This is a genomic window from Cupriavidus taiwanensis (genome assembly GCF_900250075.1).
GTDB lineage: Bacteria > Pseudomonadota > Gammaproteobacteria > Burkholderiales > Burkholderiaceae > Cupriavidus > Cupriavidus taiwanensis_C.
This window is the reverse complement of the sequence record NZ_LT977072.1, coordinates 111,164-136,268: the sequence shown is the minus strand read 5'-3', so window position 1 is coordinate 136,268 and position 25,105 is coordinate 111,164. Positions and strand designations below refer to the sequence as shown.

Sequence of the window (25,105 nt, the reverse complement as noted above, 5' to 3'; positions counted from 1 at the left end):
GAAAATGATACTCTTTCCGCACAGCTCGTGGACTCAAACGCTGCCCATCGCTCCGGACCAAGGCACCTAGACGAACGGCACCCGCGGCGGCCAGACTCAGGCACCGGCCGCAGCCAGCGGGAACGTGAACTTGCGGCCGGAGACGCGCCGCTCATCGTTCAGGGAGAGTCAGCGCATCGATCGCTTGTCTGTACGAGGCGCCAGCGCGCTGCGCCACCTTCCGACCTGATCAGACGGGTGATCGGCTCGATAAAGGTCTCTCCCTGTACCAGGACTTCTGGTGGTGTAAGGAAGAGGGTGAACTTGCTCAAAAATCGAAGACAGCGGGGGTCGAAGAGGATGATGAGGAGCGCCGAAGGAACCGGACGCGATGTCGTCTCTGTAAGCGCTGATGAGGAAGACTTTCAGGCGATGAGCCAACACAACGACTACCTTTTCAAGGAAGTGGATGCGCGCGAAGACTCGCAGGGGCTCGAACACGCGTACTTCAAAGATGACCCCCGCTATTTGCACGCTAGGTGACCCGTCGGTTTTGATTCTCTACGGATGTTTCGCGCGGCGATATTTTGAAGCGCATCAAGGGCAGGGGGGACGTCCACCCCTCCAAGTCCCTATTACGCCTAGCTGCTGCCTGAGTGTAAATTAGCCACAGAGAATCTTTCAGACGGGACTGCTACGTGAAGATAAAGACAATAAGAATCAAGAACTTTCGCTTGCTCGTATGCCTTTGTTTTTGCTGCAATTTACAGGGGTAGCCGCCCCTAGTATTTATGCGGGTTTCCGGCAGGCGGACATGAGAAATTCCAATGAAATCAAGCCCTTGCTGACTGCCCTAGGCGCCTGACGATCGCTGGCGGCGGTGGCGGGGAAGGGCGGCGACCTTCCGAACAGCCGAATGCGGCCCTTAGTCCTGCCGGCCGGAGGAGTACACCGCGGATGTTGCGAGCCCAGAGTATGAATTTGTGGGCACCGTCATTTCGAAGCGGGATGGTTATGCCGTACGCCACCGCGCAAGGGAGCCGGATTGGAGCGCCACCGTGGGCATGAGCCGATGCGCATAGCGCGCGATCGGAAAGTCGAAAGTCCCTCGCAGATTGATCCCCTCAAGATGGGTGGGCCCGATATGCCGCAGGTCCACAGCGCGCACTGTCTCGGCCCCAACTCGCTCAAGGATGTCCCAACTGCGTTGCATGTGCATCGTATTCCAGGCCATTACAGCATTGGATAGCAAGGTCAATGCCGATGACACGGCCGCCAGCGACGCGTCATGCCTCGCCAACTCGATCGGTATCTTGCCGTGATGGATCGCCCGCTGGACAATGTGCACCGCTTCACCGCGGTTCAAGGCGTGCTGCATCTCATGGCGAAATGCGGTATTCGTGAAATAGTCGATCAGGAAGATCGTACGAAACAGCCGCCCGAGATGCACGCCGGCCTCATAGACAATCTGCCCGCGCGCCGCCGCCCCAAAGCGAGTGAGTGCCTGGACTGCAGTGCATTGCCCACTTTGCACGGAGGCGGCAATCCGTACCAGTTCATCCCAAGCGCGCTCAATGAGGCTCAGTCGAACATCGGCGTCGGTGACGGCAACCAATTGGCTCGGCACATCGTGGTGCCTGGGGACATGCAGGCGCCGGTCGCGCAGGTGGGCCAGTCGCGGGCAGAGATCAAAGCCCAACAGCCGTGATAGGCTCATTGCGAAATCTGTAAAGCCGTGCGTATCCACTGCAAGTTGCGCCACGTCTTCCGAGCTACCTTGTCGGATCACGCCCTCGATTGCTGCACCGGCTTGCCGCTCATTCAGCAGAATAGGCTGGTCATAGAAAATGCCCCATCGATCGCGAACGTGAGTGTACATCCCGATCGATGCCGTCCGCCGACGCGGGTCGGCCCGCGCTTGCCAGACAGAGCGTGTCGTTTCCAACGACATCATGTCCGACGACGCCAGATCGGAGCGTCCCCAATGCTGGGCAATCGGGTGCTGGTGCATGAAGGTCAGCACGGCTTCTGCCGCTTGGCGCAGCTTTCGTTCGTCCGCGATACGATGCATCATCTGCCGTATCGCTGGCGGCGACAGCTCCGGCACCATTCGGGCCAGATCCGCAGCCGACATCGACGTACCATGCGCGAGTATGGCTGCATAGACCAATAGCAATTCGCTGCGGGAATGCGGCTCCCTTCCCAGCAAGAGCCAACTGAAGTGCGTGGCGCTGTCGATCTCGAGCAGGATCTCAGGAAGTTGGCCGCCGGGGTGCCGTTCGAACAGTGCGCATCGCAATGTCTCCACCGACGCGGGCGTAGCGCTCGCCACCAAGGGATCGATGTGGATTGCATCGTCAATTTTGAGCTTCCCACACAAAACAGCGTCCCTCAGCTTGACGAGGCCTTCGTCCAGATGCGCGATCACTGGCGCCAGAAATGCCTGAGCATCCTGCGGCAACTTGAGATGGCCATAGAAGTGGTTGCGTTTGGCCTTCCAATCGCTGGCGCCGATCAAAAGCGCCGCTTGGCTTCGGAAGCCAAAGCTGTGCGCAAGAAAAACTGAGCCGTTGCGCAGTGCCACCCGTAGAGCGAATAACGTGCCCCACTCGAAGGCGGCCAGCGCCCGCTGACGGTCCTGTCCCTCCATAGCGGGTTGCCAGGCACGGCCTAGTCAAACCGTGATGTGGTCGGGAAGAGAGTCGGCCTTCCTCGCGTAGAGTTCCTGCAGCACGGTCAACGCGTCAATCACCGGGTGTGCCGAATGGGCGGAGAAGGGCAGAAGAACCAACTTGCCGAGCAAGGCTCGGGCCTGGCGCCCTCGTGACAGGAGCTGCATGCGGATCAGGCTGGCACGGCTGGGCGCACGCCGATTGAGCGCTGCATCGGCCAACGCCAACAGCTGCTGGCAGAGTGCTTCACGGGTTAGCACCTCATCCGCGGCCAGCGTTTTGACCGCGGTCGCGAACTCTCGCATCTGGGTCTCAGGGTCTGGTCGGCCAGCGTCAATCAGGCGCCGAACGTCGTTGACGGATTTCTGAATCCAGTGTCGCAACATGGTCGCCAATTGGTCCGTGGCGGCGCATAAGGCGTAGCGCAGAAAGCAAGCAGCTTCCAAGCGGCGGGGTTGCTGCGCGACTCGCTTGCTCACTGATGCCGGACGATTGGCACAGCGCCTGGCGTAGTAGCGTACCAGCGCTTCATTGCACGCCTCTGGCCAGTTTCGATGGATGCCCATCTTGTAAAGGAGTTCGACCTTGTCGAACAATTCCCCCATCTGATGGGTCGAGGTTCGCAACGGGACGGTCCATAGCCATTGTTGCAGACTGGCGCGGTCACCATGCGGGTGCGCCAGCGATGTGCCCCAAACGTCCAGGGCGGCAGCCCCATAGGCGCGCACCAAGGCGACGGCAAGCGCCGTTTCCGCCGTCGCGACGGCCTGGCTGATCAGTCTTTTTAGTGCCCGGTCATGGGGTATCAGGATTCGATGTTCGTACAGCCAGCACTTCAGTTCATGAAACAGTTCGGTGCGGCTAGGCTGACCCGTCAAACGTTCCTTGAGCCAGCGCGTAACATAGCGGCGCTGATGCTCAGCCATCGGACTGAAGCCGAGGGCTTGATAGGCCAACATTTGATGGTGTGCCAATGTATCTGTGCGCCCGTCGTAGAGGGCGTTGAGCGTGCCCATATCCGGCGGTGTCACACCGACCTGCGCACCGACATGCGCCCAGAGAAATCTGGGCACTTGCTTGCAGGCATCCAGCGTGCGTCCCGTCATGCGGATAAAGCCGATGTGTACGGCAACGGCCAGGCGATACCAGGGGCTGCGCCGAGCATCAATCAGCGCCCGTTCCTTGGGGGAGTAGGTGAAGAACGTGGCAAGCTCGAACTCGCTGAGTTCGCGTGGAATTTGCCGCATGCCGAGGTAAGCCAACCGCCAGTGATCCATCGCGCTCTCCCAAGCGTGAGACGGACTGCGGAGCGTAGCGGCAATGAGAAGGGGTCGCAATGCCCAGGCACAGATGTGCTGTCTAACTAACCCAGAAAGAGCAAGCAACAGCAGACAGCAACCTATTGATTTATTGTGATATTTCTAGGAAATCGCCCGGAAACCCGCATGAATTCTAGGGGCAGCTATCCCGGTAAATTGCACCAAAATCAAAGGGACACCGAGTTTTACCGGGTCGGATATGGATTCGTCGCTTGCAGCAACGGGGTTTCGTTTATCCTTCTGTTCAGCATAGATTTGCAGAGGATATGGCGGATTTTGGGGAATCCCGGGCGTCCCCTAAAACAGACAAGACGAATCCAGCCGCAGCCTTGAACCGGGATGACGGCAGCGACAGAAGTGACGACAGCAATGACAGCAAACACTGAACGGGCGGCGGCAATCCGCTGGATCCAGGCGGAGATGACCGACTACGGGTTGGACCATGGAGGAGCTGGAAGCGGCGGGGTGCTTCGATCCGCCGCCCCCTCTCACCGCCGCCGCCCGCACCCGCGCCACCGCCGGTGGTCTGCTACCGCAACGCCGCGGGGCAGAGTTGGGGCGGAGGGCGACATGCCCGACTGTCTGCGGCGGACGGTCAATATGGCGCAGAGATTTATATAGCAACCTTTGTCTTTGAGCAAAAACTTATTAAATAAAAATCGAATTCAAAACAATAATGGAACCAGCTACCGCAACATTGATTTCTGCTGTATTAAAAAAACCCGTTGAGGATATTTTTAGTGCCATAGGAAGCGGAATAAAATCGATATCTAAAAAATGGGACGTGGCTGGCTTAGCTGATTCCGTTTGCCAGAGCATCGAGGATCTGGAGCGCGTGCGGACCATCTTCGCTGGTGAGCCAGTGCCACTATCTTCTTTCTACTATCCGTCGAAAGTTCAAATCGGAAATAGTCAAAGAAATTTACAGAATATCGAGAGCTTAGCCGATCTTTCTGAGAAATCGAATCTCCTGATTCTAGGAACGGTCGGCCAAGGCAAGTCGATGTTCATGCGCTATCTTTGTGTAAAGGAAGCAAGGAAGGGCAGAAGAATACCGGTATTTATTGAGCTCCGCGGTATCGATTCCAAATGTACTTTGGCGCAACTTTTGATTAAAGCCTTGCAATCGATTGGATTCGTCGACCTAGATGAAAGCGGGCTCGATTTTTTATGTTCGACTGGGAAAATAGTCATATTTGCCGATGGTTTTGACGAACTGAAAAGAGAATTCTCCCTCAGTGTCCAGCAGGATTTGGGGGCGGCAATGGCGAAGTATCCATATACGCAGTGGATTATTTCTTCGCGGCCGGGGAGTTTGGCCGGGCATCTCGAAACGCTTCCCAAGCTGGCGCGGGTTAGACTGTCGCCATTACAGGAAGAAGATTTTCTTCCATTTCTGGAGCGTCTCGGTGTCGATGAGGCTATGCGTGCTAAATTGGTGGACTCTGTTAAGAAGAGTCGAGCTGAGGTTAAGGGAGTATTGACGACCCCATTAATGCTGACACTTCTTGTCGAAACTTTTGGTCGGTCTGCCGCGGTACCAAACAATCTTCACGATTTTTATATTTCACTATTTAATGTTCTGGCGTGGCGTCATGATGACCTTAAGCCTCTATTTAAGCGGGAGCGTGCAACAAACTTAACTAACACAGAGCTGCAGGATGCATTTGAGGCATTTTGCTTTCTGTCAAAGGAGGTTGGGGTATCTCTGAGTGATGAGCAGTTCGCGCAGGTTGCCAAGAATGCGGCGCGAGTCGTCAAAAAGGAGTTTGTGTCTGAAGGATTCAAAAACGATCTCACGGATGCGGTCTGCCTAATGATGCGGGACGGACTAAAGACAGCATTTATTCACAAAAGCATTCAAGAATTTTTTGCCTCGTTTTTTGTAAAACACAACGTAGACGAACGTGTAACCAGGAAGATATATGAGTCAATTCGCGGACAAAAACTTATAAACTGGTCGCAAGAACTCGTTTTTCTCTCAAAAATAGATGAATTTAGATTTCAAGAATACTTTAGAATTCCGGCGATTGAGCAATTAACTTCGAAGTTGGGTTTTCTGGCCGCGCGAAAAATTTCTCCATCAAAGAAAACTATCCACGATTTTTTTGCGAATCTTCATGCACATTGCGTTCAATTTAATAACCAAAGCGATCGGAAAATTACGTATCTATTGCTTGAAAATGATCGAGATGATTTCACCTGTGGAGTTTTGGAGCTCGTTTCCGCATTGAGGCCAGTTTTTGTACCGGTGTTTTTGCCAATCTCCGAATTGCAGCTAGTCACGCACAGTCGAAGAGGAACTGTTGCAACGCTCGCTCAGTACTGTCGGCAAAACAAAGACCAAGAGACAGCCTTTATTGCGCGCGTGCGCGAAGTTCTAACAAAGCTTGACCGAGAGCGCCTCCGCCAGCAGCGAGTAGTGGCCGAGCACAAAAGTGATCTATCTCGAATAATTTTGGGGGAATTCTAGTCCAAAAGGTTGCAACAGCGTCCGACCGACGCCGCGCCCGACTTCGAGCGGTCTGCCGCCTTGGCCGACGACATTGCCGAGCTGCGCAGCCGCTTCCCCGAGACCCGCGCGATGTACCGCGAGGTCTGCGGGCTGCTGTTCTTCCGCTACGGCATCACGCCCACCGCCAACAAGCTCTACCAGCTGGTGGGCAAGGGCAGCATGGGCACGCCCGCCGAGGTGCTGCAGGCGTTCTGGCAGGAACTGCGCGCGCGCACCCGCGTCACCATCGACCACCCGGACCTGCCGCAGGCCTTGAAGGACATTGCGGCCGGGGCGGTGCAGACCATCTGGCACGCGGCCAACGAGGCCGCCACCGGCGAGCTGGCCACGCTGCGCGCCGAGGCGCGCGCCGCCGCCAGCGCCGCCGAAGCCGAGCGCGATGCCGCGCACGCCGAGACCGCGCGCGCGAGGCCGCCGCGGCGCTGGTCGCCCAGCTGGACACCGCGCGGCAAACCATCGAGGCGGGCGACACGGCGTTGGCCGCCGAGCGCCAGGCCCACGCGGCGACCCAGGCGCGGCTGGAGGCGGGTCGGGCGGAACTGGAGGCCGCGCGCCGGCAGCTGGACCAATTGCGAACCCAATTCTCGACCGAGCTGGAGCGCGCCCACGACCAGGTCGTCATCGCCCAGGAACGGGCCGAGGCCAGCGAGCGCCGCGCCTTGCGCGAACTGGACGCGGAGCGCACCGCACGCCAGAAGAGCGAGCGCGCTGCCGAGGAATTGCGCAGCGAACTGGCGACGGCGCGCCACGAGGCCCGCGACGCGGCGGTGGCGCAGGCCGAAGCCCGCGCCCGGCTCGAGACCCAGGTCGCGGCGCTCAGCGAGCAGATCACCAGGCAGCGCGCGGCCGCCGACGCCGCCAAACGCAAATTGACTACCGACCTGGACACCTTGCAGGCGGAACTCGCCGCGGCGCAGCGCCGGGCCGAGCGCGCCGAAGCCGAAGCGGCGCTGGCGCGCCAGCTGCTGGCAGAATTACGGCTGGCACCGCGCGAGCGGGGCGAGGGGGGTAGCGCCGAGCGCCGGCGGCGCAAGGCCGGCGGCCCGGCCCCTATGGCAAGCGACCCACCAAGCGACCCACCACGCGAACCGCCAGCCGAAGTCCAGGGGGCGAGCGCCCCGAGCCCGGCAGATGGCAACGACAGTAGCGATAGCAGCGATAGCAGCGACAACGAACACGATGACGGCAAACACTGAGCGGGCGGCGGCGATCCGCTGGATCCAGGCCGAGATGGCCGACTACGGGCTGACCATGGAGGAGCTGGCAGCGGCGGGGTGCTTCGATCCGCCGCCCCCGCCACCGCCACCCGCGCCGCCGCCGGTGGTCTGCTACCGCAACGCTGCGGGACAGAAATGGGACGGCCAGGGGGAGATGCCCGACTGGCTGCAGCGGGCGGTCAATGCGGGGCAGAGTGTGGAGTTTTACCGGGTCGGATAGCTTCAAGCAAAGCTGGGGATTTGGCGGATTTTTTTGAACCCCGGGCGACTGCGTCTCGCGGCAGCGAAACAAAGGTCACTCTTCCCGATTTGCGTTCATGAAGTTCATGAACTAGTATTGGGGCATGCAAGCGAAAACGCCGCACCCCTCTGTGCTCGAGGAGAGCATCACGATTCATATTTCGGAGACTCCGCCGAAGGGCGTTGATCACCTTTATGGGCCACATGCAGCTGGGTTATCGCGCGTCAACTCGGTCCCACCGGACTCTGGGGCGACCGTTGCGATCGTAAAATCGGCGATTTCGGCTGCGAACAATGCATACGAGGCAGTCCAAAAGGCCACGAAGCAGGCCACGGAAATTGCAGAATGCAACTTCCGTGCCGCCGCCGTCGCTGCCGTGGCCACGCAGGTCAACCGAATCAACCCTGCGGAGGTTGACGCACTCCTTGCCCAAACGGCGATGGCGCTCGGCGGTGCCGCAGCTCACGGTCTACCCATGCGAACAGCCCTCGCCGATAAGGTGTACGCGAGGATCGAAGAAGTGCTCGGCGACGTGGTGACGGTTGGTTCGTATTCTGAACGCGCGATAGATGAGTTGATTGTAAGGGCCGCCCGTGCCATCGGTCGCAACCAGGACGAGCCCCTTACCCAAGACCCTCTCCAAGCCGCACGCGATCGAGGGAAGCATCAGGCACTGGCAGAACTCCAACGTCCCGAAAATTTGTCGCTGCGCGATGCGGCGACTTATTCGGGACGATCTGACCGGGCCATCAACGAAGCGCGGCTGAAGGGGCAGCTGTACGCGCTGGTCCCGCCGGGAAAGCAACGCGGCCTGCGATACCCCCAATGGCAGTTCGATGCCGAAGCGGATCGGTTGACCGCCGCGCTAGCACCTTTCATTGAGGCGGGTGCAAGCTGCTGGGTTGTTCACAACTTCATGCAACGGCCACTCGAGACGCTCGGTGACGTGCGTCCCATGGACTGGATCGCCGACGCGTCCAAGCCCATCGAGCCGGTCGTACTGGCGGTCGTGAACAGGTACGCTGGCGAGCAGGGGGCAGCCTGATGCAACTTCTGACTGCGGAGGCGCTGAACTGCCCCCTGCCGCCTCCGGATTTGGCTAGCCGTGTCATGCCGGTGAAGGAACTTGACCTTGCGCTGACGCAGCTGTGGCGCATTCATCGTTCCGTCTTTGGGCCGATACACTACAACCGCCGGTCCACCGGTGGGCAACCGTACCGTTTCGACGCGCCGAACGACGAGTACGGCGTCCTCTACGCCTCGCCAAGCTTCGCCGCGTGCATGGCCGAGGCCGTCTTGCGGGATCGCTTTCAGGGTAAAACGCTTCCCCTGCTGCTGGACGAGGAAGAACTGATGGGACGAAGCGTCAGCGAGCTTGGTACGGAGCTGCGCCGCCCTTTGCGGCTGGCCGACTTGACCCGGCCGCATTTTCATCTCGGCATTGACAACCGCGTCCTGTCGACCGCGGATTATCGGGGGCCGAACCTGTGGAGCGGCGCCATCCACGATGCTTACTCGGACATCGACGGCATCTATTTCACGTCCCGCTTCGCCAACGAGCCGAGCGTCGCCATCTTCGACAGGGCGCCCCTTCTTCCCCGCGGTAGACCTGTGCCGCTTGACCGCTTCTACATGCTCCCCGGCTTTCTGGACGACTACAACATTGGCATCGCGCCATCTTCAAACCCGTGGAATGCATGAGCGGCCTCGGGCATTGTCGGCTTGACGGTTGGTTGGGAGCCGCTACCTGTTAGCTCCCGAGAAACAAACATAAAAAACGGCGCCTTCATAACCAAAAGTAGGGGTTTCTCCGCCCACGCGGGGCCGGTAAGGGCCTTGAAATGCTCACAAGTTGCAGTTGCTGTCGAAAAGCACGGGCGTTGACGAGGCGGACGTAGACCTTGAGCAGTTGGTCGATGCCATTGCCAATGTAATTCGCCAGAAGTCACGGGATGTGCACCTACTGACTACCCAGGGTAATTGTTCGAATCGTGCAGAATGTAACGGTGACCTGGGCACCGACAGCGCGGGAGCTAACCAATTTGTGGCTGAGCTCGGCAAAGAGGATTATTACCGCGATGGCAAACAACTCTGGGTTTACCAACCCCCCATCAACAAGGATTTGAGTCGCCGCCTTCAGGAACCTAGAGACGCATACCAGCTCTCTCGTCTGAGAGACTCCGAGCGTTGCCTGAACACAGTTCGCGATGCGCCGGAGCTCGAGATTCGCCGCCTCAATCTGGAGGCACGCAACCGCAAAGAAATGCCAAGCATTAAGCGGGAAGTGCTGAAGAACGCGAGTTCTTGCATTTCAGGCGAGCCGCTCGGCCAAGACGCAGAGGTACACCACGAAGGGAGAGTGGCAGACAGGCCTGATCTCTCCGTCGAGCCGTCCAACATGAGGGCGGTGAACTCGGGCATCCATAGGCTCATCCACGCTGAACAGGCCCATACACCCCAAGCGCTAGATGCGCTTGGAAAACGGGAAGGGTGGCCACAAACTAAACGCGAACCCGAACCCGAACCCGAACCCGAACCCGAACCCGAACCCGAACCCGAACCCGAACCCGAACCCGAACCCGAACCCGAACCCGAACCCGAACACGAAGCGTCCCTGCCTCCCAAATATCGTGGTCCCAAGACTGGAAACACGTAGTCCGGCCGGGGGAGGGCGGCCAGCTTGGTTAGGGAAGAATCCGAATCGCTTCCTTGGACACCGCACGTCGGTTGCAGATACCGTCAAATTGGCTGTGCCCGACGAAAAAACTTTTGAAGTAATGAGACAGAATGTTGAACGGTCGAGATATTTGCAATAATCAAAAAATTCCAGATGCTAATTGGCTTATGGACCACAATCACAGAGTTGCACGGTATGTTGAGGGAAAGGTGATTGTTGAGTCCAAAACATCTGTGGTAAACGGCAAGGTTAAGCTTTTTCGATATATCGGTGAGCCACCCAGCTTCCCCTTACAGCTGTTGTCGTGGTGGACGGATATTGAAACGGATGATGTAGACATTGCATCCGGATCAACTGGCGTAATCGTTCCGAGCTGTAAATATCGTATTGAATGGACGTTCGACGCCGCATACTCCGATAGATCAGTTGTTGCTTTCGAGTTTAGGCTGGTTGACAATTATCCATTGGCTTGTGAATATAAAAATAATAGGGTGGTGGAAGAGCGCGAATGTAAGGTCGTGGAAATGGTCAGATAGGGCCGGCATCTTATTCGCTATGAATTAGTGCGCGTGCCCGTCCGGCCATTGAGAATTTCTTCTTGGTGGCTCCGTAAGCTTGCGGACCCTACTTGCGGAGTGGCGCTAGCAAGTGGGGGCTGCCGTGGCGATAATTTCCGTTGAGTCGATTCGAGAATCTCAGGGCAAAGTAAGGTGGGTATAGGTGTGCTCGCCGTTGAGCATGCTCCAGACAGGCCCTACGTTCGCTGTCAGGCCCGGATCTCTGACTTATCTAATAAGTATGGACATTAATGTTGCATTTTCGTGCACTTGCGGCGCGTTTGTAGAACAAAATCTGCACTTCTCTACGCGGGACCCATCCCTGGATATCAGGGACGTCGAGGAGAATTTGTACGACTCAATCCAATGTGACGGATGCAGTAAAGACTTCGAGGTTCGTATCCGACGGAAAGCCACAGAGACCAACGTATCGATAGCTGGCGCTGTCTCGCTGGAGTTCGAGGTTCTGAAAGAAGATGAGGATGACGAACTACAGTGGGTGATAGAGTCATCCGAGCAGCTTGACACATACGAGGACGTTGCCCGCTATGTTTATAGGCTGCTGAAGATTCCCGTATCGGACGATCTAGAGGCGACATTGTGCAACATGCTGTATGCCCAGGTGGTAACCGCCGTTGAAGCATACCTCTCAGGTACGTTCATCCGGACTGTCGTGAATTCCGATGCGTTGATTCGAAAGTTAGTCGAAACCGATCCGGCGCTAGGAGACCGGCAGTTTTCACTGAAAGAGATCTTCGGCAAGCTAGAGGGACTAAAGCTCTCTGTGGCGAAATACTTGCAGGATCTGATCTTCCATGACCTGAAGAAGGTGAAGCCAATGTATGCGTCGGTGCTTGATATCGACTTCGGTGATATTGGCTGGCTATTTAGGGCCGTTCTCATCCGTCATGACTGTGTACACAGAAACGGTGTTGATAAAGAAGGAAAGCCGACGGGTGTAGATAAGGAGGCGGTGGTAGAGCTGATAAAGAAGTGCACCTCGCTTGTAGCAAGCATAGACGAGCAGATACAGTTTTGGATGACTGAAGACAGCGAACCCGCGCTGTCATAGATCACCGCTCCTCGAGCGAGGGCCACAATTAATTATTTTCAATGAGACTTAACCGATCCCCTCCTTCAGTGGGGCATATTGGCCGGAGCCTGGACTGATCCCCAATCGACTCCGTCAAGGTATCATATGCGCCGGTAACTGCGCGGTATTACCGGCTCACGTGCGTGCTATTCGCACCAAGTTTCGCAAATCTCACGGGTTCGAAGGTTTAGTATTTTCGCGCTTGCGCATGCTCGGCCTGCGACCAAGATAAAGCTTTATGCTCTGCAGCGCTTAAGGGCGTATCCCGGCCGGCCCTCACCATCGACCATCCGGACTTGCCGGACGCGTTGAAGGCCATTGCCGCCGGGGCGGTGCAGACCATCTGGCAGGCCGCCAACGAGGCCGCCAACGAGGCCGCCACCGGCGAGCTGGCCACGCTGCGTGCCGAGGTGCGTGCGGCGGCCAGCGCGGCCGAAGCCGAGCGCGATGCGGCGCGCGCCGAGACGGCCAGCGCGCGCGAGGAAGCCGCGGCGCTGGTCACCCAGCTCGGCACCGCGCGGCAGGCTATCGAGGCGGACGAGGCGGTGTTGACCGCGGAGCGTCAGGCCCACGCCGCCACCCAGGCACGGCTGGAGGCGGGCCGGGCGGAACTGGAGGCGGGGAGGCGGCAGTTAGAAGAGCTACGGACCCAATTCTCGGCCGTGCTGGAGCGCGCCCGCGAGCAGGTGGCAATTGCCCAGGAGCGAGCGGTTGGCCGAAGAGTTGCGCGGCGAACCGGCGGCGGCGCGCCACGAAGCCCGCGACGCGGCGGTGGCGCAGGCGGAGGCCCGGGCCCGGCTAGAGACCCAGGTCGCGGCACTCACCGAGCAGCTCACCACGCGGCTTGCGGCTGCCGACGCCGCCGCGCGGAAAGCGGCCGACGCCCTGGCCAGCGTGCAGGCGGAACTCACCGCGGCGCAGCGCCGAACCGAGCGCGCCGAGGCCGAAGCGGCGCTCGCGCGACAGCTGCTGGCAGAATTACGGCGCGCCGCGCGAACGGGGGGAGGGGGGTAGCGCCGAGCGCCGGCGGCGCAAGGCCAGCGGCCCGCCCCTTTGGCTAGCGACACACCTAGCGACACACCACCCGAACCGCCAGCCGAAGCACACGGGGCGAGCGCGCCGAGCCCGGAAGAGCGCAGCGACACCAGCGACACCAGCGATAGCAGCGATAGCAGCGACAACGAACACGATGACAGTAAACATTGAGCGGACGGCGGCGATCCGCTGGATCCAGGCCGAGATGGCCGACTACGGGCTGACCATGGAGGAACTGGCCGCGGCGGGGTGCTTCGATCCGCCGCCCCCGCCCCCGCCCCCGCCCCCGCCCCCGCCCCCGCCACCCCCACCCGAGCCGCCGCCTCCGCCTCCACCCCAACCCGCGCCGCCGCCGGCGGTCTGCTACCGCAACGCTGCGGGACAGAAATGGGACGGGCAGGGCGAGATGCCCGACTGGCTGCAGCGGGCGGTCAATGCGGGGCAGAGTGTGGAGTTCTTTCGGGTCGGGTAGCACTGCCGGCTATCCCTGCTTCCGCATGCGGCGACAGTTAGTCGCGATCCAAGGCGCCTCCGGGCGGCTTTCTTGCATCACTTCTCCTTTGCCGATAACTGTTATTAAAATGGTCCAGCACCGATAGCAGCAAAAAGCAAGGACTTACAACATGGCGAAGCCGCATCTGGCCTGGGGCACCGTGCGCGCCTATCTGCGCGACGAAACGTTCGACGACATCAAGGAGATTGCCGGCCACGCCGGGGTCAACATGGGCGCGCTGGCGCACCTGCATCAACGGTCCACGGCGCAGGGCAATGGCGCCACCAAAGGTCAGCTGCTCTCGGCCCTGGACGGCGAGCTGGCGCGCATGCCCGATGCCGAACAAGGTGTCGTGGTGAGGTTCATGACGGAACTGCTGCTGGCCCGTCGCCCGAATCTAAGCGAGCCACTCGCGGATGACCTGGCACGGCACGGCTGGGGCATCGCGGACCACCACCTGGTGGCGCTGGAGCTCTTTGATCCCGCCGAGCTCGCGCAGTTGCCCGCCGAGCCGCGGGCGGATCTGCTGAAGGCGGGGCAGCGCTTGCGCGATGGCGACCTGGGCGGTGCGGTCTCGGCGGCCTGCGGTGCGGTCGACACTGCCGTGGCCATGGTCTATGCCCGGCATGCTTTGGGCGATCCGCGCAAGGCCTCGTTCCAGGAGGGCTGCAACCGCGCGCTGCAAGCGACGGTCGATCTCGACACGCCGCTGCGCGAGCTGGGTTGGCCGGATGCCATGCTGAAGCCGTTTGGCCAGAACTTCCGGGGCGCGTTGAATCAGGGCGCCTTTGTCATGCAGACGCTGCGCTCGCAGATGGGCGACGTGCATGGCACCAAACCGGTGCTGAAGACGCTGGTCTTTGACGCGCTGAAGTGGGCCGAGCTCTTCGTGCGCACGCTGACGATCCGCTGAGTCCGGAGGCCTCGCGCAAGCTGTAGGCAACGGAGGCATGCGGCCGCTACACATTCATGAGGGGATTCGATGGCAGACCAGTATCTCGCCGGCTTGCTGCACAAGTACCGCGTGGACGCGGCGCAAGCACAGTTAGTAGCCGAGCAGTTGATTTATCCCTCCATCGCTCAGTGGGCGGGGCAGTACCTCGCCGGCGTGTCGTACTCGGGGTCCATGGCCAAAGGCACGGCCAACACCTGCTCGACCGACATGGATCTATTCATCTCGCTCTCCCCGCAGACGCCCGAGACTTTGCAAGCGATTTTCGGCAAGCTGTATCAGGCCGCCCAAGGATGGGGCTGGAACCCGCGCCAGCAGAATGTTTCGATCGGGGTGATGGTGGGTGGCCTCTCGGTCGACCTGGTGCCGGGCCGGCAGCAACCGGGCTACCAGCACTACCACTGGCTTTATCACCGTAGGGCGGGAACCTGGCGGCAGACCAACGTGCAACTCCATATCAATACGGTGCAACAGTCCGGGCGCCTGGATGAGATCCGGCTTGTCAAGCTATGGCGACATCTGGCGAAGCTGGACTTCCCGTCGTTCTACCTCGAACTGTGTGTCATGGAGGCGCTGCGTGGACGCCGGGTCGGGAATCTGGCCGTCAACTTCTCGCTGGCACTGGATTGGTTGCGTGACCAACTGGTGACCCGCCGCGTCATGGATCCCGCCAATACCAATAACTGCATCTCGGAAGAGTTGACCCAGGCCGAAAAGCAGGCGATCGCCCGGGCGGCCGGCGTCGCGCGCGCCCAACCCTACTACAACAACTTCGTCTGGTGATTGCCATGGCCAATGCGGTAGACCTGAAGCAACTGTTCGCGGGCCTGCAAGGCAAGCTGGCGGGGGAGCTGGAGCTTGCCCGCGCGACCGTCCGGCACCCTGGTGACAAAGGCGGCATGGTCGAAGCGAACTGGCTTGCCATGCTCCGGCAGCATCTGCCGGAGCGGTACCGCGTCGACAAGGCGACGGTGATCGACAGCCGCGGCCAATGTAGCGACTCGATCGACGTCGTCATTTACGATCGGCAGTACAGCCACCTAGTGATGCAGCACGAGGCGTTCCGGTACGTGCCGGCCGAGGCGGTGTACGCGGTATTCGAGGTGAAGCAGACCCTGGACAAGTCGCACTTGGAGTACGCCGGAGCCAAGGCGGCTTCGGTACGCGGCCTCTACCGTACCAGCGCCACCACCGTCGATATCCGTGGCGAGACACCGGCGAAGCCGCCGATTCCCATTCTGGCGGGTCTGCTATGTACCCACGCGGCGTGGACCCCAGCGTTTGGCGAACCGTTCCAGACCACGATGACCGCGCTGACCGATGCGCACGCGCTTGAGCTCGGCTGCGTGGCGAGCGCCGGCGCCTTTCACCGTGAAGGTGACACCATCGATTGCCGCGGTGCCGAGACGGCCCTGGCTTTCTTCCTGTTTGCGCTGCTGTTGCGGCTGCAGCGAGTCGGCACCGTGGCGCCGGTCGACTTCCGTGCATACATGGAGCATCTCTGAATTTCGTTCAGGAAGCGCAGCGATCGATTTGGACGAAGGAAATTCCATGCACGACAACGAGCTGAACCTGCGCGCGGGCCTGGCGTCCTTCCAGGACTAGGACGGCCGGCTCACGGCTAAAAGCTGGGCGGTGCCGGGGCGAAGGCGGTGACGCCGGAGCAGATGGAGCTATCGCGCCTCAGAGCTGAGAACAAGCGTTACCAGGACGATGCAAATGACGCGGAACATGTGGCGGAGCTTCGCCATACCGCCGAGCTGTGGTCCGAGTTTGGTCGTGTCGAGAACTACTCGGCGAGCCCGTTGCCCGGACGCGATGACGTCGTCCAAGTCTCGGTGAACAGCGCCCGACACGACGCTCCCGAGGTCCAGGCTGCGCGGCAGCGTCATGCGCAGATCTCCCGCGAAGTGGAGCTGTGGCTTTGGGTAGAGAAGTGCTTTTCCTCGGGGCAGTGGGCACCGGGATTCGCGCACGACGAAGCGTTTGGTCGCGCCGCGGAACTGTCGGCAGCGCAGGCTGCCGGAGAGTTGCAGTCGCTGATGCCGGACGGTGGGTACACCGATGGCGCCATCGCTGTACCGCCGCGGCCATCATCTGTTATTCCGACGTCGCGACGCACTCACAATGGGCGGCGGCGATGATCGATCGCTATCGCACAGCGGCAGACGAAGTCTCCGAGGACATATCCCGGGGGTCCGTGATTCCCTGGCACCCGCAAATCTTTGTCGCGCACGCGCTCGCTGCGCGAATTCGGACTGGTCATCGACAACCGTTGGACGGCGAAGCGCTATATCGGCTAGTGGCCCACCCGCTTGAAGCCGTGTCGCTGGTTGCGCTTTCGGCAGTAGCTTCGTGCTGGGAGCGCGACCTGCGTTTTGCTTGGTCGGGACTGAACCTCGGCCTGCGGCTGGCACAGCTCTTGCCGCGGAGCCCCTACCTACCGACGCCTGAGGCGCGAAGGGAGGCGGCAGAGTCCCGTCGCAATGCGGCGATGGCCGAGTCTTTGCGCGAGTATCAGGCGGTGGGCGCATTGACACCTTGGGTGCAGCCGTTTCCTTCCTGGGTTCGCACGTCACCGGGTGCACGGCGACACCGCAATGCGACCGACGGCGAGGGGTGGGAGCACTCGGAGGCATTGTGGCACAGCCAGTACGCCGCGAAGGTCCTGGAGCTGGTGCCTGTGGCCGCCATCTTGATGAACCCCGAAGCGCGCGCCCTGTATCTCGACGCGCTGGAGGCGCTCGTGGCATGGACGCTTGACACGCTCAATCCATCCTGGCGAACCGACCGGCGCCAAGGACGAGAGCGCGGTAATGCGAATCTGTTCGAGTGGCAGCACCAGCTCGGGCAGTCCTTGGCCCTCGTCGCGCCGCACGTATCCGCGACAGAGATGCACGACCGGTTGTTGCGGCCATTGCTGGAGCAGCCGGATGAGCTCGCGATGCAGGTGCTGGCGCCATTCGCCGAAACGGTAGTCTGCGCTGACGTGCTGGATGCCCCGTTGATTCAGGACGGCACCCTGCAGCTCTTGCAGGCCGTGCTTGCACGAACCTTGGAGCATCGCGACCTGAGGCGATCGCGCTACAGCGATGGTCGGCTCGGCGGCTTCGACCTTCCCCGGTTGGTAAAGTCGCTGCTGTTCGTGAGCGTGGAGCGAGCGCCGGCGTCCGCGCGCTTCGCCAATGGCCGTTGGGATCACCTGATGCAAGTGATGCCGCTAGTGGACCGCATGGTTCGCCAGGCAGGTTGGAATCCTTACGTGGCCAGTCAATATCTCGCCCTGTGTGAGCGTGCCGGCAGCGCCTACTCGGCTGACACATTTGCCGACCAAGTCTTGGCGCAGATCGTCGACAACCGTCTTCCCTCGGCCTGGAAGGGTACTGCCATCCTGGCGACCATTGCGGCCCTAGTGCAGGCGCATGCGGACCGGCAACATCCTCTCGGCTCTGCCGACGGCATTGGCGCGAAAGCTGCTTCAGGTGCTCGACGCACTCGTCGATCTAGGGGACCGCCGCAGCGCTGCTTTGCAGCAAAGCGAGTCATTCCGTGGAGTACGGCTGGCGGCGCCTATCTAGGGGTCCTCGTACTATCCGTGCATGTATGGACCCGACGCCTTTTGCAAGCTTCTTGTTCGTGATGTTCGAAACGGTCTGCATGCATGTATCCGGCTTGCTTGATATGGGCGCTTGCCGAAGCACGCCCGCAGCCTCGATGAGATCCGCGCATCCTATCCTTAGCATTTTCACGGCTCGCCAAACGTGGCAGCCGGCACGGAAAACAGGCTTCAGGATGCTGGTTCAACCAATTTCGTCATCGCTTTGAGAAGCTTCGCAAACCTGCGTGGGTATCTCCCTCCTTGCAAGCAATCTTCTCGGATTATGCTGCCGCGCTTCGCATCAAATAGGTCGAGTCGCTGCTGAGCAGCGCCTGGATTACGCGCGCGTTCTTGTTGGCCAGCGCGACCGCCGCGCAGTTGTGCCCCCGCCGCGCAATCAGTTGCTGCAGCCAGACACTTTGCGGATCGGCTTTTCTGGTTGCGTAGCGCAAGACCGCCCGGGCGCCGTGGATGAGCAGTGTCCGCAGGTAGGTGTCACCGCGCCGGCTGATGCCTTGCAGACGAGGCTTCCCTCCCGAGGAATACTGGCGTGGCACGAGTCCAAGCCAAGCCGCTAGATGTCGGCCGTTCCTGAATTGCTTCGCGTCGCCGACAGCCGCGACCATGGCAGTGGCAGTAATCGGACCAATACCCGGCACTTCCGCGATCTTCTTGCACAGCGCGGATCGCCTCATGAACGACTGGATCGATGCTTCGATCAGATGGACGCGCGCTTCGATCGCCTGCAGGTGCTGCAGCATTTCAGTCAGCAGCGCCTGGCAGAACGACGTCAGTTCGTCGGCGCTCTTGCTGAGCAGTTCCGGGATGGCCCGCTTGAACGCCTCGGGTGAACGCGAAATCGTGAGTCCCCGCTCGCCGAGCAGGCCTCGCATCTGGTTGATCATGGCGGTACGGTGGCGGAGTAGAATTGCGCGCATGCGGTGTGCGGCCTGGATGTCCTGTTGCTCGACCGACTTGACTGTAACGAAGCGCATGGCGGGCCGGCTGGCGGCCTCGACGATCGCTTCCGCATCGTTGCGGTCGTTCTTGTTCGTCTTGACGGCGAGACATACTGTGGACTGATCAGTCGGACTTCAATGCCGAGCGACTGGAGGCGTCGTGCCCAGTGGTGAGCGGTGCTGCAAGCTTCCATAACGACCACCCTCGGCTTCAGCGTGCGAACTGCTTCCAGGAGCGAACCACGGGAGACCTTCGCTCGATGTACGGCCCGTCCGCGGTGGTCAGCGCCGTGCAGCTGGAACACTCGTTTGGCGAGATCGATGCCAAGGATATCGATTTCCATGATGAAACCCCCACGTGTCAGGTTGAGGTCGACAGTGTCCACCGAAGGGAGGCGTCGGGTCCATCTCAGTATTTTCTGGCGGTATGTACAGACAAGGGCTTATCTATCAAGAACATACAAATTGTCCGACGGCGCGAGATTTATTGCGCCGGAAAGCCTTGCTACAGGCGGGTCTACGGTCCGCTACCGCCATTTTTTTCACGGAAAGTACTACAAGGGCTTCCCCGTTGGCGCAAGGCGTCAATAAGATTCCTTTGCATGCGGAATTTGCCTGCTAAGCGTGTGTGAGGAGGTGAAGGACTGCAGTACTACAAACGGTCATAGTGGGCCGCTGGCCCGGACCCTGATGTAAGACGCGCGCGAGGGCCTCGTTCGATTATCGGGCTTGGTGTCCCCTGACTTTCCCAGGTATGCCTCGCGCGGGTCCAACCCGCTTCACATCAACGCTGGCAGTGCAAGTGTTCGTGAGTTCCGCTGTAGCTCTTTGAAAGCTGGTTGATCGAGTTATCTGCGCTTACGCATGTTTGAAGGCATCGCCATTTTCAGCATGGCCCACGCCATTCTCGCGTTCTTAGCTGCAATGGCGACGGCTGCTCGCCAGTAACCGCGGCGTTTTATCAGGTCTCTGACCCAGCGGCTATATCGATCCTGCTTGTCGCCCAGATTTGCCATGACCGCGCGAGCTCCGAGTACCAGCAGCGTACGCAAGTAAGCGTCTCCGGCTCTGGTGATGCTGCCCAAGCGCTGTTTGCCACCGCTGCTGTGCTGTCCCGGCGTCAACCCTATCCAAGCCGCCAATTGGCGGCCGTTTCTGAAGTCGTGTCCCGCCCCGATGCTTGCCGCCAAGGCACTAGCCGTAGTCGGCCCGACCCCGCGCAGCTGCATCAGGCGCTTGCTGCGTTCGTCTTCACGGGCAATCTCGCTGATAGCTTGATCATACTCGTCCAGCATCTCTTCCAGCCTGCCCGCATGGTTCAGCAGGTCCTGGATGCATCGACTCGCCCAGCCGGGCAAGGCTTCCAGATGGGGGCCGATCTCCTTGCGCAGTCGCTCCGGCTTCTGCGGCAATACCACACCGAATTCGGCTAGCAACCCCCGCAGGCGGTTGTAAGTAGCTGTCCGCTCTTCTACAAATCCCTGTCGGGTTCGATGCAAGCTCAGGGTTGCCTGCTGGTGCTCGTCCTTGACCGGCACAAAGCGCATGCTCGGCCGCGTCACCGCCTCGCAGATGGCCATCGCGTCGGCTGCGTCATTCTTGCCGCGTTTGCCGGACATCCGGTAAGGCGCCACCAGTCTCGGCGACATCAGCTTGACCGTGTGTCCGTGCTGGCGAAACAGCCGCGCCCAGTAATGCGCGCCGGAGCAAGCTTCCATGCCGATTAGGCAAGGCGGCAACTGCGCAATCAGCGGCACCAGCTGATCGCGTGCGACCTTCGGCTTGACCAGCATGGCCTTGCCGGCCTCGTCGACGCCATGAATGGCGAATACGTTCTTGGCGAGATCAATTCCAACGGTAACGATAGCCATGGACTTCCCCTTCGTTGGTTGTGATGCAGCTTCAACACGCGATCATGGCACGTCGGTGCCAACTGGCGGCTTCCGCCGCAACCTCGGGACGGGGAAGTCCCTTCCATTCGATGACCCCGTTTTGGCGTGGTCTCGCAAACAACCGGTCCGTCTTCACCAGCGCATGGTTGGCCATGATGCGGATTGAGCGCAGCGGGTGGGACTTCGGCACGAAATTCATCGGGCCTCCGCATAGTGAACAAACTTTCGGTGAAGGTGTCTGCGCCGCGCATGAAAGTAGGGTTGGATGGTGGGTCCTCAAATCAACCCTTTAGTTAGTCGTCGCGCTGACGTCCGCTTGAGGTATTTCAGCGGCCTGCTTCTATGATGAGTCAGAAGGCAAGGCAAGAATTTCCGCAAATTGATCCAACTTCCTTAATCAAGCTCGCGCTTACCACAGCGCGTCTGTCGCTGTTGCTCACCAGTCTCAAAGTTCCCGGTCATCTTTACGTGAGACTTCGACGTCCCACCAACTTCTATCCGCTGGTATTTGCCCAGCCCAATCCTGTATGCGCGTTGCGCTTTAGGCGACCTTGATGCGACAAGCCCCATCTAGTAGTGTCGGTTGCGTTTGCAACCAGCAGGCCGCACGGGCTTGTCTACTTCGAACTGACTTGCGATACGACGGACAGCAACGGCTAATGCGAGCGTTGCCGCCATTCCTTCAAACTGCTGCCTCCTCGCCGGCTGAACGTTTGAATCCTGTGGTCTTGCTGTTTTTCAGTAGCGCTCCCTGGGGCAGGATTCCATGCGTTAGATATCGCCACAGAGCGATGACCAGCCGTCGCGCCACCGCGACGATGGCGATGCGTTTGCCCCGCTTGTTCTGGCTATTTCCTTGGGTGCGCTGCACGTACCATTGCGTCATGGCGCTGCCGGGCTGATAGCGTAACCAGAGCCACGCCATTTCAATAAGCAGAGAACGCACGCGCCGGTTGCCCTGCTTACTGATCCCTTGGTCAACCCGGCTCTCGCCGCTGTCGTACGGCTGCGGCGTCAAGCCAACACAGGCGCCCACCTGCCGGCGGTTGTCAAAGCTACGCCAGAACAGCTCGAGCACCAGTCGTGTCGCGCCGACCTGGCCGACTGCCTTGAGCCGTTGCAGGTCGGCAATGCGCTTTTGTGCGGGTTCTGGCAATTGCCTGACCAGGTCTTTTTCCAGTGCAGCGAGCTGCTGCTGGACTAAGGCTAGGCGCTGACGCTCCCGGGTCAGGCGCGCATGCAACTGCGCAGGGATTGCCGCGCCGTCGTAGCAGGAGATTTCTCCCTTTGTTAGCCGCTTTGCGATATCGCCTTCGACCTCTTGCCAGCAACCCACTGTTCGCAGCAGCTTGCGGATCCGGTCACGGTGCTGTAGCGCTTCCTTTTGAAGTTCGCCCCGGTCGCGTACCAGGTGGCGCTGCGCTTCGGTTTCAACGGCCGGTACGCGAATCACGTGCATGCGGTCATGTTCGCCGCGCAGCCAGGCGCGCAGGCACAACACCAGCTTGATCGCGTCGAGCCGGTCGGTCTTGGCCCGCCGTGCGTGCCGCTCCACCGGGATGCTGGCCGCGTCGCAGATCACCACTTCGTATCCCAGCTTCGAAAGCGCCCGCTCGATCCAGAAGCCGTCCTGACCAGCCTCGTACAATACGACTGTGCGCACGTCAGGTCCAAGTCCCCATTTCGTTTTGATCTTCTCGATCGCTTGCATCGCTTCGTCCAAGCGGTGTGCCGGAACTTTTGCAGCTACAGTCTGGATCGCAGGCTTCTCTCGTTTGCCGTCGTGCAGGGCGATTTTCCAGGCGCCGCTCGAAAGTTCCAGGGCCACTGCCAATACATCTTCTATGGGCATAGAATGATTGATACGGGTCGGTTGCATGACGTGCTCCAAGGTGAATGGGTCGCACCTTTACTTTAGGATCGCTTTGCGTGCGTTACCGACCCGCCTTCATTCATAGGATCTAGAGCGATCGACGCATTTGGTAAGTCAATTGCATTTACTGTTACATGAGATATTAAAAAAATCTAACAACTCTCATACTTTAGAATGAGTGCGCGAAAAATTTCTTACATCTATGTTTAAAGAAATTTTCTTGCGCGGCCCCGGCCTCTCCATCTGGCGTGAGGCGAGTGTTCATCGTTATCGACATTCCAAGAGTGGCCTAGCCTTTAGACAGAACAATAGGAAATGTGATGCGCAAATCGATCCCGATTCTCCTCATTCCTGTCGGACTCTTGGCGGCGTGCGGATCTCCGCAACCAACCACGACTTCGGATATCGGAAGCATGCGCTTTTTCTCTCAAAAGGAAGCTAAGGAAATCCTAAATCCAGTCGTTCGACAACGAACTTCTCCCACTGGCGATGATCCAGCTTTCAATTACTTGAGGGAGCAAGACGAGAAACAAAGAATACCGGAGCGATGCGGAAAATCCCCTGATGAGGCGATGAGCGCCGCCGCGATACCTGCTGCATTAATAGGATGGGGAATAGGCCAATTAATTCAATGGACACTTACCGGGATCAGCGACGAGCTAAAATCAGAGATAAAGAGATATTCCACGAATTCGCCTATCTCGTCAGAACCCGATGATTTTTACAAAAATCTCTCTGGCAATGGTAAAAATCCATCCGTCACTTGCTTTAGAGTCTCTCGAGTCGGTAAATTGAGCCAGGAAAACAAAACTGACGACAGGAATGTAGCTGACACACTGCTGCTAGATTATATTGGGATTGCCAGCTACGATCCGGCGCAGCCGGAAATAATTATGATTCGGCCGATACGACTTTTTGTTCAGCGAACGACCGTTAAAACGTCCGACGGAATGGTTGCGCTAAGCCTTAAGCTAACCACCGATATAACCTACCGAGACGCGCACAGGGGGATGGTGGCTCCCGCAGCAATCGATACATCACTTGTGTCGGAAGTATTATCAGTTGATGCCAACGGAACAGTCCAATCCGAAGGCAAGCCAAAGTATTTATACAAGACATACGAAGATGATTTTACACCAAAAACTGTGCCACTCCCACCGTGGACTACGGGAACTCCTGGCGTTCGAGAACCCATGGGGCAAAACCGTATGATTTCGACAATATATGTAGTTGAAGTGGGAAACGTCCCATGGTTGTTGCTGAATGCATCAGATTTGCTCGATAAAAATAAAGACGATGTTGCAAAGGACCTAATCGAAAAAGTCAAAGGCGCGATCAATAAGGGCGGTTCGTGAATCAATTGTTCGAGCCAATTCTCTGCAGAAATTCTGAAATGATTGCAAGTTGGAGTATTTTGCGGCCGTAAAGGACGGTAACGTCGACGAAGAATTTATTGCCGTGGCAGTTATTTTAAGAGGATAAAACGTAGCTTTTATAATCGCACTACTGCTCAATCAATTTAACTCTCACCGGCACGCCTCGACTCTAATTTAACGTTCAAACTTTGGGTTTCGCGCTGATCCCGGCAGCACGCAGCCGCTGCATTCAATCTGGGAGGAGGAAAGAAAAATGGCCTTGGTTAATCATTTCCCGCCCCGCAACCTTATTCTCAAGGAGTCAACAGAATCCGAATTCAAGAAGTTAGGAATCGGCGAAGCAACCCTTGGGCCGCTTGTTGCTATGCCACCACTGCCGCAGAGCTTTTCAATTCGATCAGAGATGACGGCCGTTGAGGATCAAGGTAGTCAGGGATCGTGCACATCGTTCTGCGTTGCCGCATGCCTTGAACACATCTATCAACGTGACCTTTCAGAAGCCCAAATCACTCACGAAGCCGAGAGGGCCTATGGCGACTGCACTGAAGGCCTTGCACTAATTCACGCATATCAAATATCTAGGTCCCCAGGATCGGTTGACGAATCTCGTTGGACCTACGATCCCGCTCAAACGTGCTGGGTTAATCCTCCAGACTT

The 25,105-nt window shown here is 59.1% G+C and carries 16 protein-coding genes and 7 pseudogenes; 18 read left to right on the top strand and 5 right to left on the bottom strand.

Going from position 1 to position 25,105, the window contains the following annotated elements; translation table 11 throughout:
• Nucleotides 1-991: 991 nt before the first annotated feature.
• A pseudogene (locus CBM2588_RS29370) lies at nucleotides 992-3,928 on the bottom strand (Tn3 family transposase).
• A gap of 411 nt (nucleotides 3,929-4,339) precedes the next feature.
• Here CBM2588_RS29370 and CBM2588_RS31225 point away from each other — a divergent pair.
• The 16 genes and pseudogenes from CBM2588_RS31225 to CBM2588_RS29295 all read left to right on the top strand — a co-directional run bounded on the left by CBM2588_RS31225 (nucleotide 4,340) and on the right by CBM2588_RS29295 (nucleotide 18,390).
• Nucleotides 4,340-4,591, top strand: a pseudogene (locus tag CBM2588_RS31225) (H-NS histone family protein).
• Nucleotides 4,592-4,646: 55 nt separating this feature from the next.
• The gene (locus CBM2588_RS29365) at nucleotides 4,647-6,443 is read left to right on the top strand and encodes an NACHT domain-containing protein (RefSeq protein ID WP_115683858.1); all 1,797 of its coding nucleotides are present in this window, start codon (nucleotides 4,647-4,649) and stop codon (nucleotides 6,441-6,443) included.
• Between the two features lie 111 nt (nucleotides 6,444-6,554).
• Nucleotides 6,555-7,681 (top strand): annotated as a pseudogene (locus CBM2588_RS29360) (DNA-binding protein).
• Nucleotides 7,665-7,922 (top strand): H-NS histone family protein, encoded by a 258-nt coding sequence (locus CBM2588_RS29355; RefSeq protein ID WP_231942348.1) that lies wholly within the window; start codon nucleotides 7,665-7,667, stop codon nucleotides 7,920-7,922. The pseudogene CBM2588_RS29360 and the gene CBM2588_RS29355 overlap by 17 nt, the downstream one beginning before the upstream one ends.
• Before the next feature lie 271 nt (nucleotides 7,923-8,193).
• Nucleotides 8,194-8,319, top strand: a pseudogene (locus CBM2588_RS29350) (phasin family protein); the annotation flags it as partial.
• A gap of 668 nt (nucleotides 8,320-8,987) precedes the next feature.
• A complete protein-coding gene (locus CBM2588_RS29345) occupies nucleotides 8,988-9,644 on the top strand; it encodes an RES family NAD+ phosphorylase (RefSeq protein WP_115683856.1) in 657 nt (218 codons plus the stop codon).
• A gap of 151 nt (nucleotides 9,645-9,795) precedes the next feature.
• Complete coding sequence (locus CBM2588_RS29340; protein WP_172583722.1) at nucleotides 9,796-10,599, top strand: hypothetical protein; 804 nt, start codon at nucleotides 9,796-9,798, stop codon at nucleotides 10,597-10,599.
• A gap of 131 nt (nucleotides 10,600-10,730) precedes the next feature.
• Entirely contained in the window at nucleotides 10,731-11,156 is a 426-nt protein-coding gene (locus CBM2588_RS29335) for a hypothetical protein (protein WP_147298465.1), read from the top strand.
• Between the two features lie 202 nt (nucleotides 11,157-11,358).
• Entirely contained in the window at nucleotides 11,359-12,249 is an 891-nt protein-coding gene (locus CBM2588_RS29330; RefSeq protein WP_198044909.1) for a hypothetical protein, read from the top strand.
• Between the two features lie 287 nt (nucleotides 12,250-12,536).
• Nucleotides 12,537-13,476 (top strand): annotated as a pseudogene (locus CBM2588_RS29325) (DNA-binding protein); the annotation flags it as partial.
• Nucleotides 13,460-13,777 carry an H-NS family nucleoid-associated regulatory protein gene (locus CBM2588_RS29320; RefSeq protein WP_115683853.1) on the top strand — a complete coding sequence of 106 codons (318 nt, stop codon included), beginning with the start codon at nucleotides 13,460-13,462 and terminating at the stop codon, nucleotides 13,775-13,777. The pseudogene CBM2588_RS29325 and the gene CBM2588_RS29320, both read left to right, overlap by 17 nt.
• Nucleotides 13,778-13,928: 151 nt before the next feature.
• Nucleotides 13,929-14,711 (top strand): hypothetical protein, encoded by a 783-nt coding sequence (locus CBM2588_RS29315; protein ID WP_115683852.1) that lies wholly within the window; start codon nucleotides 13,929-13,931, stop codon nucleotides 14,709-14,711.
• Nucleotides 14,712-14,780: 69 nt separating this feature from the next.
• Nucleotides 14,781-15,533, top strand: a complete 753-nt coding sequence (locus CBM2588_RS29310) for a nucleotidyltransferase (RefSeq protein ID WP_115683851.1) — start codon at nucleotides 14,781-14,783, stop codon at nucleotides 15,531-15,533.
• Nucleotides 15,534-15,538: 5 nt separating this feature from the next.
• Nucleotides 15,539-16,255: a DUF6602 domain-containing protein gene (locus CBM2588_RS29305; protein ID WP_115683850.1), complete on the top strand. Its 717-nt coding sequence runs from the start codon at nucleotides 15,539-15,541 to the stop codon at nucleotides 16,253-16,255.
• Between the two features lie 147 nt (nucleotides 16,256-16,402).
• Nucleotides 16,403-16,894 carry a hypothetical protein gene (locus CBM2588_RS31735; RefSeq protein WP_115683849.1) on the top strand — a complete coding sequence of 164 codons (492 nt, stop codon included), beginning with the start codon at nucleotides 16,403-16,405 and terminating at the stop codon, nucleotides 16,892-16,894.
• Nucleotides 16,891-18,390: a hypothetical protein gene (locus tag CBM2588_RS29295; protein ID WP_147298464.1), complete on the top strand. Its 1,500-nt coding sequence runs from the start codon at nucleotides 16,891-16,893 to the stop codon at nucleotides 18,388-18,390. Before CBM2588_RS31735 ends, CBM2588_RS29295 begins: the two co-directional genes overlap by 4 nt.
• A 239-nt stretch (nucleotides 18,391-18,629) precedes the next feature.
• Here CBM2588_RS29295 and CBM2588_RS29290 read toward each other — a convergent pair.
• The 4 genes and pseudogenes from CBM2588_RS29290 to CBM2588_RS29275 form a co-directional block, all read right to left on the bottom strand.
• Nucleotides 18,630-19,651, bottom strand: a pseudogene (locus CBM2588_RS29290) (IS110 family transposase).
• A gap of 504 nt (nucleotides 19,652-20,155) precedes the next feature.
• Nucleotides 20,156-21,178, bottom strand: coding sequence for an IS110 family transposase (locus CBM2588_RS29285; protein WP_115683847.1), 1,023 nt, complete (start codon nucleotides 21,176-21,178; stop codon nucleotides 20,156-20,158).
• A 130-nt stretch (nucleotides 21,179-21,308) separates the two neighbouring features.
• Nucleotides 21,309-21,450 (bottom strand): annotated as a pseudogene (locus CBM2588_RS29280) (IS5/IS1182 family transposase); the annotation flags it as partial.
• Between the two features lie 431 nt (nucleotides 21,451-21,881).
• Complete coding sequence (locus CBM2588_RS29275) at nucleotides 21,882-23,078, bottom strand: IS110 family transposase (RefSeq protein ID WP_115683846.1); 1,197 nt, start codon at nucleotides 23,076-23,078, stop codon at nucleotides 21,882-21,884.
• A 314-nt stretch (nucleotides 23,079-23,392) separates the two neighbouring features.
• On the opposite strand from CBM2588_RS29275, the gene CBM2588_RS29270 reads away from it, so the two are divergent.
• Both CBM2588_RS29270 and CBM2588_RS31215 read left to right on the top strand, forming a co-directional pair.
• Nucleotides 23,393-24,427: a hypothetical protein gene (locus CBM2588_RS29270; protein WP_147298463.1), complete on the top strand. Its 1,035-nt coding sequence runs from the start codon at nucleotides 23,393-23,395 to the stop codon at nucleotides 24,425-24,427.
• Nucleotides 24,428-24,701: 274 nt separating this feature from the next.
• On the top strand, nucleotides 24,702-25,105 hold a 404-nt coding region (locus CBM2588_RS31215; RefSeq protein ID WP_231942347.1), incomplete at its 3' end, for a hypothetical protein.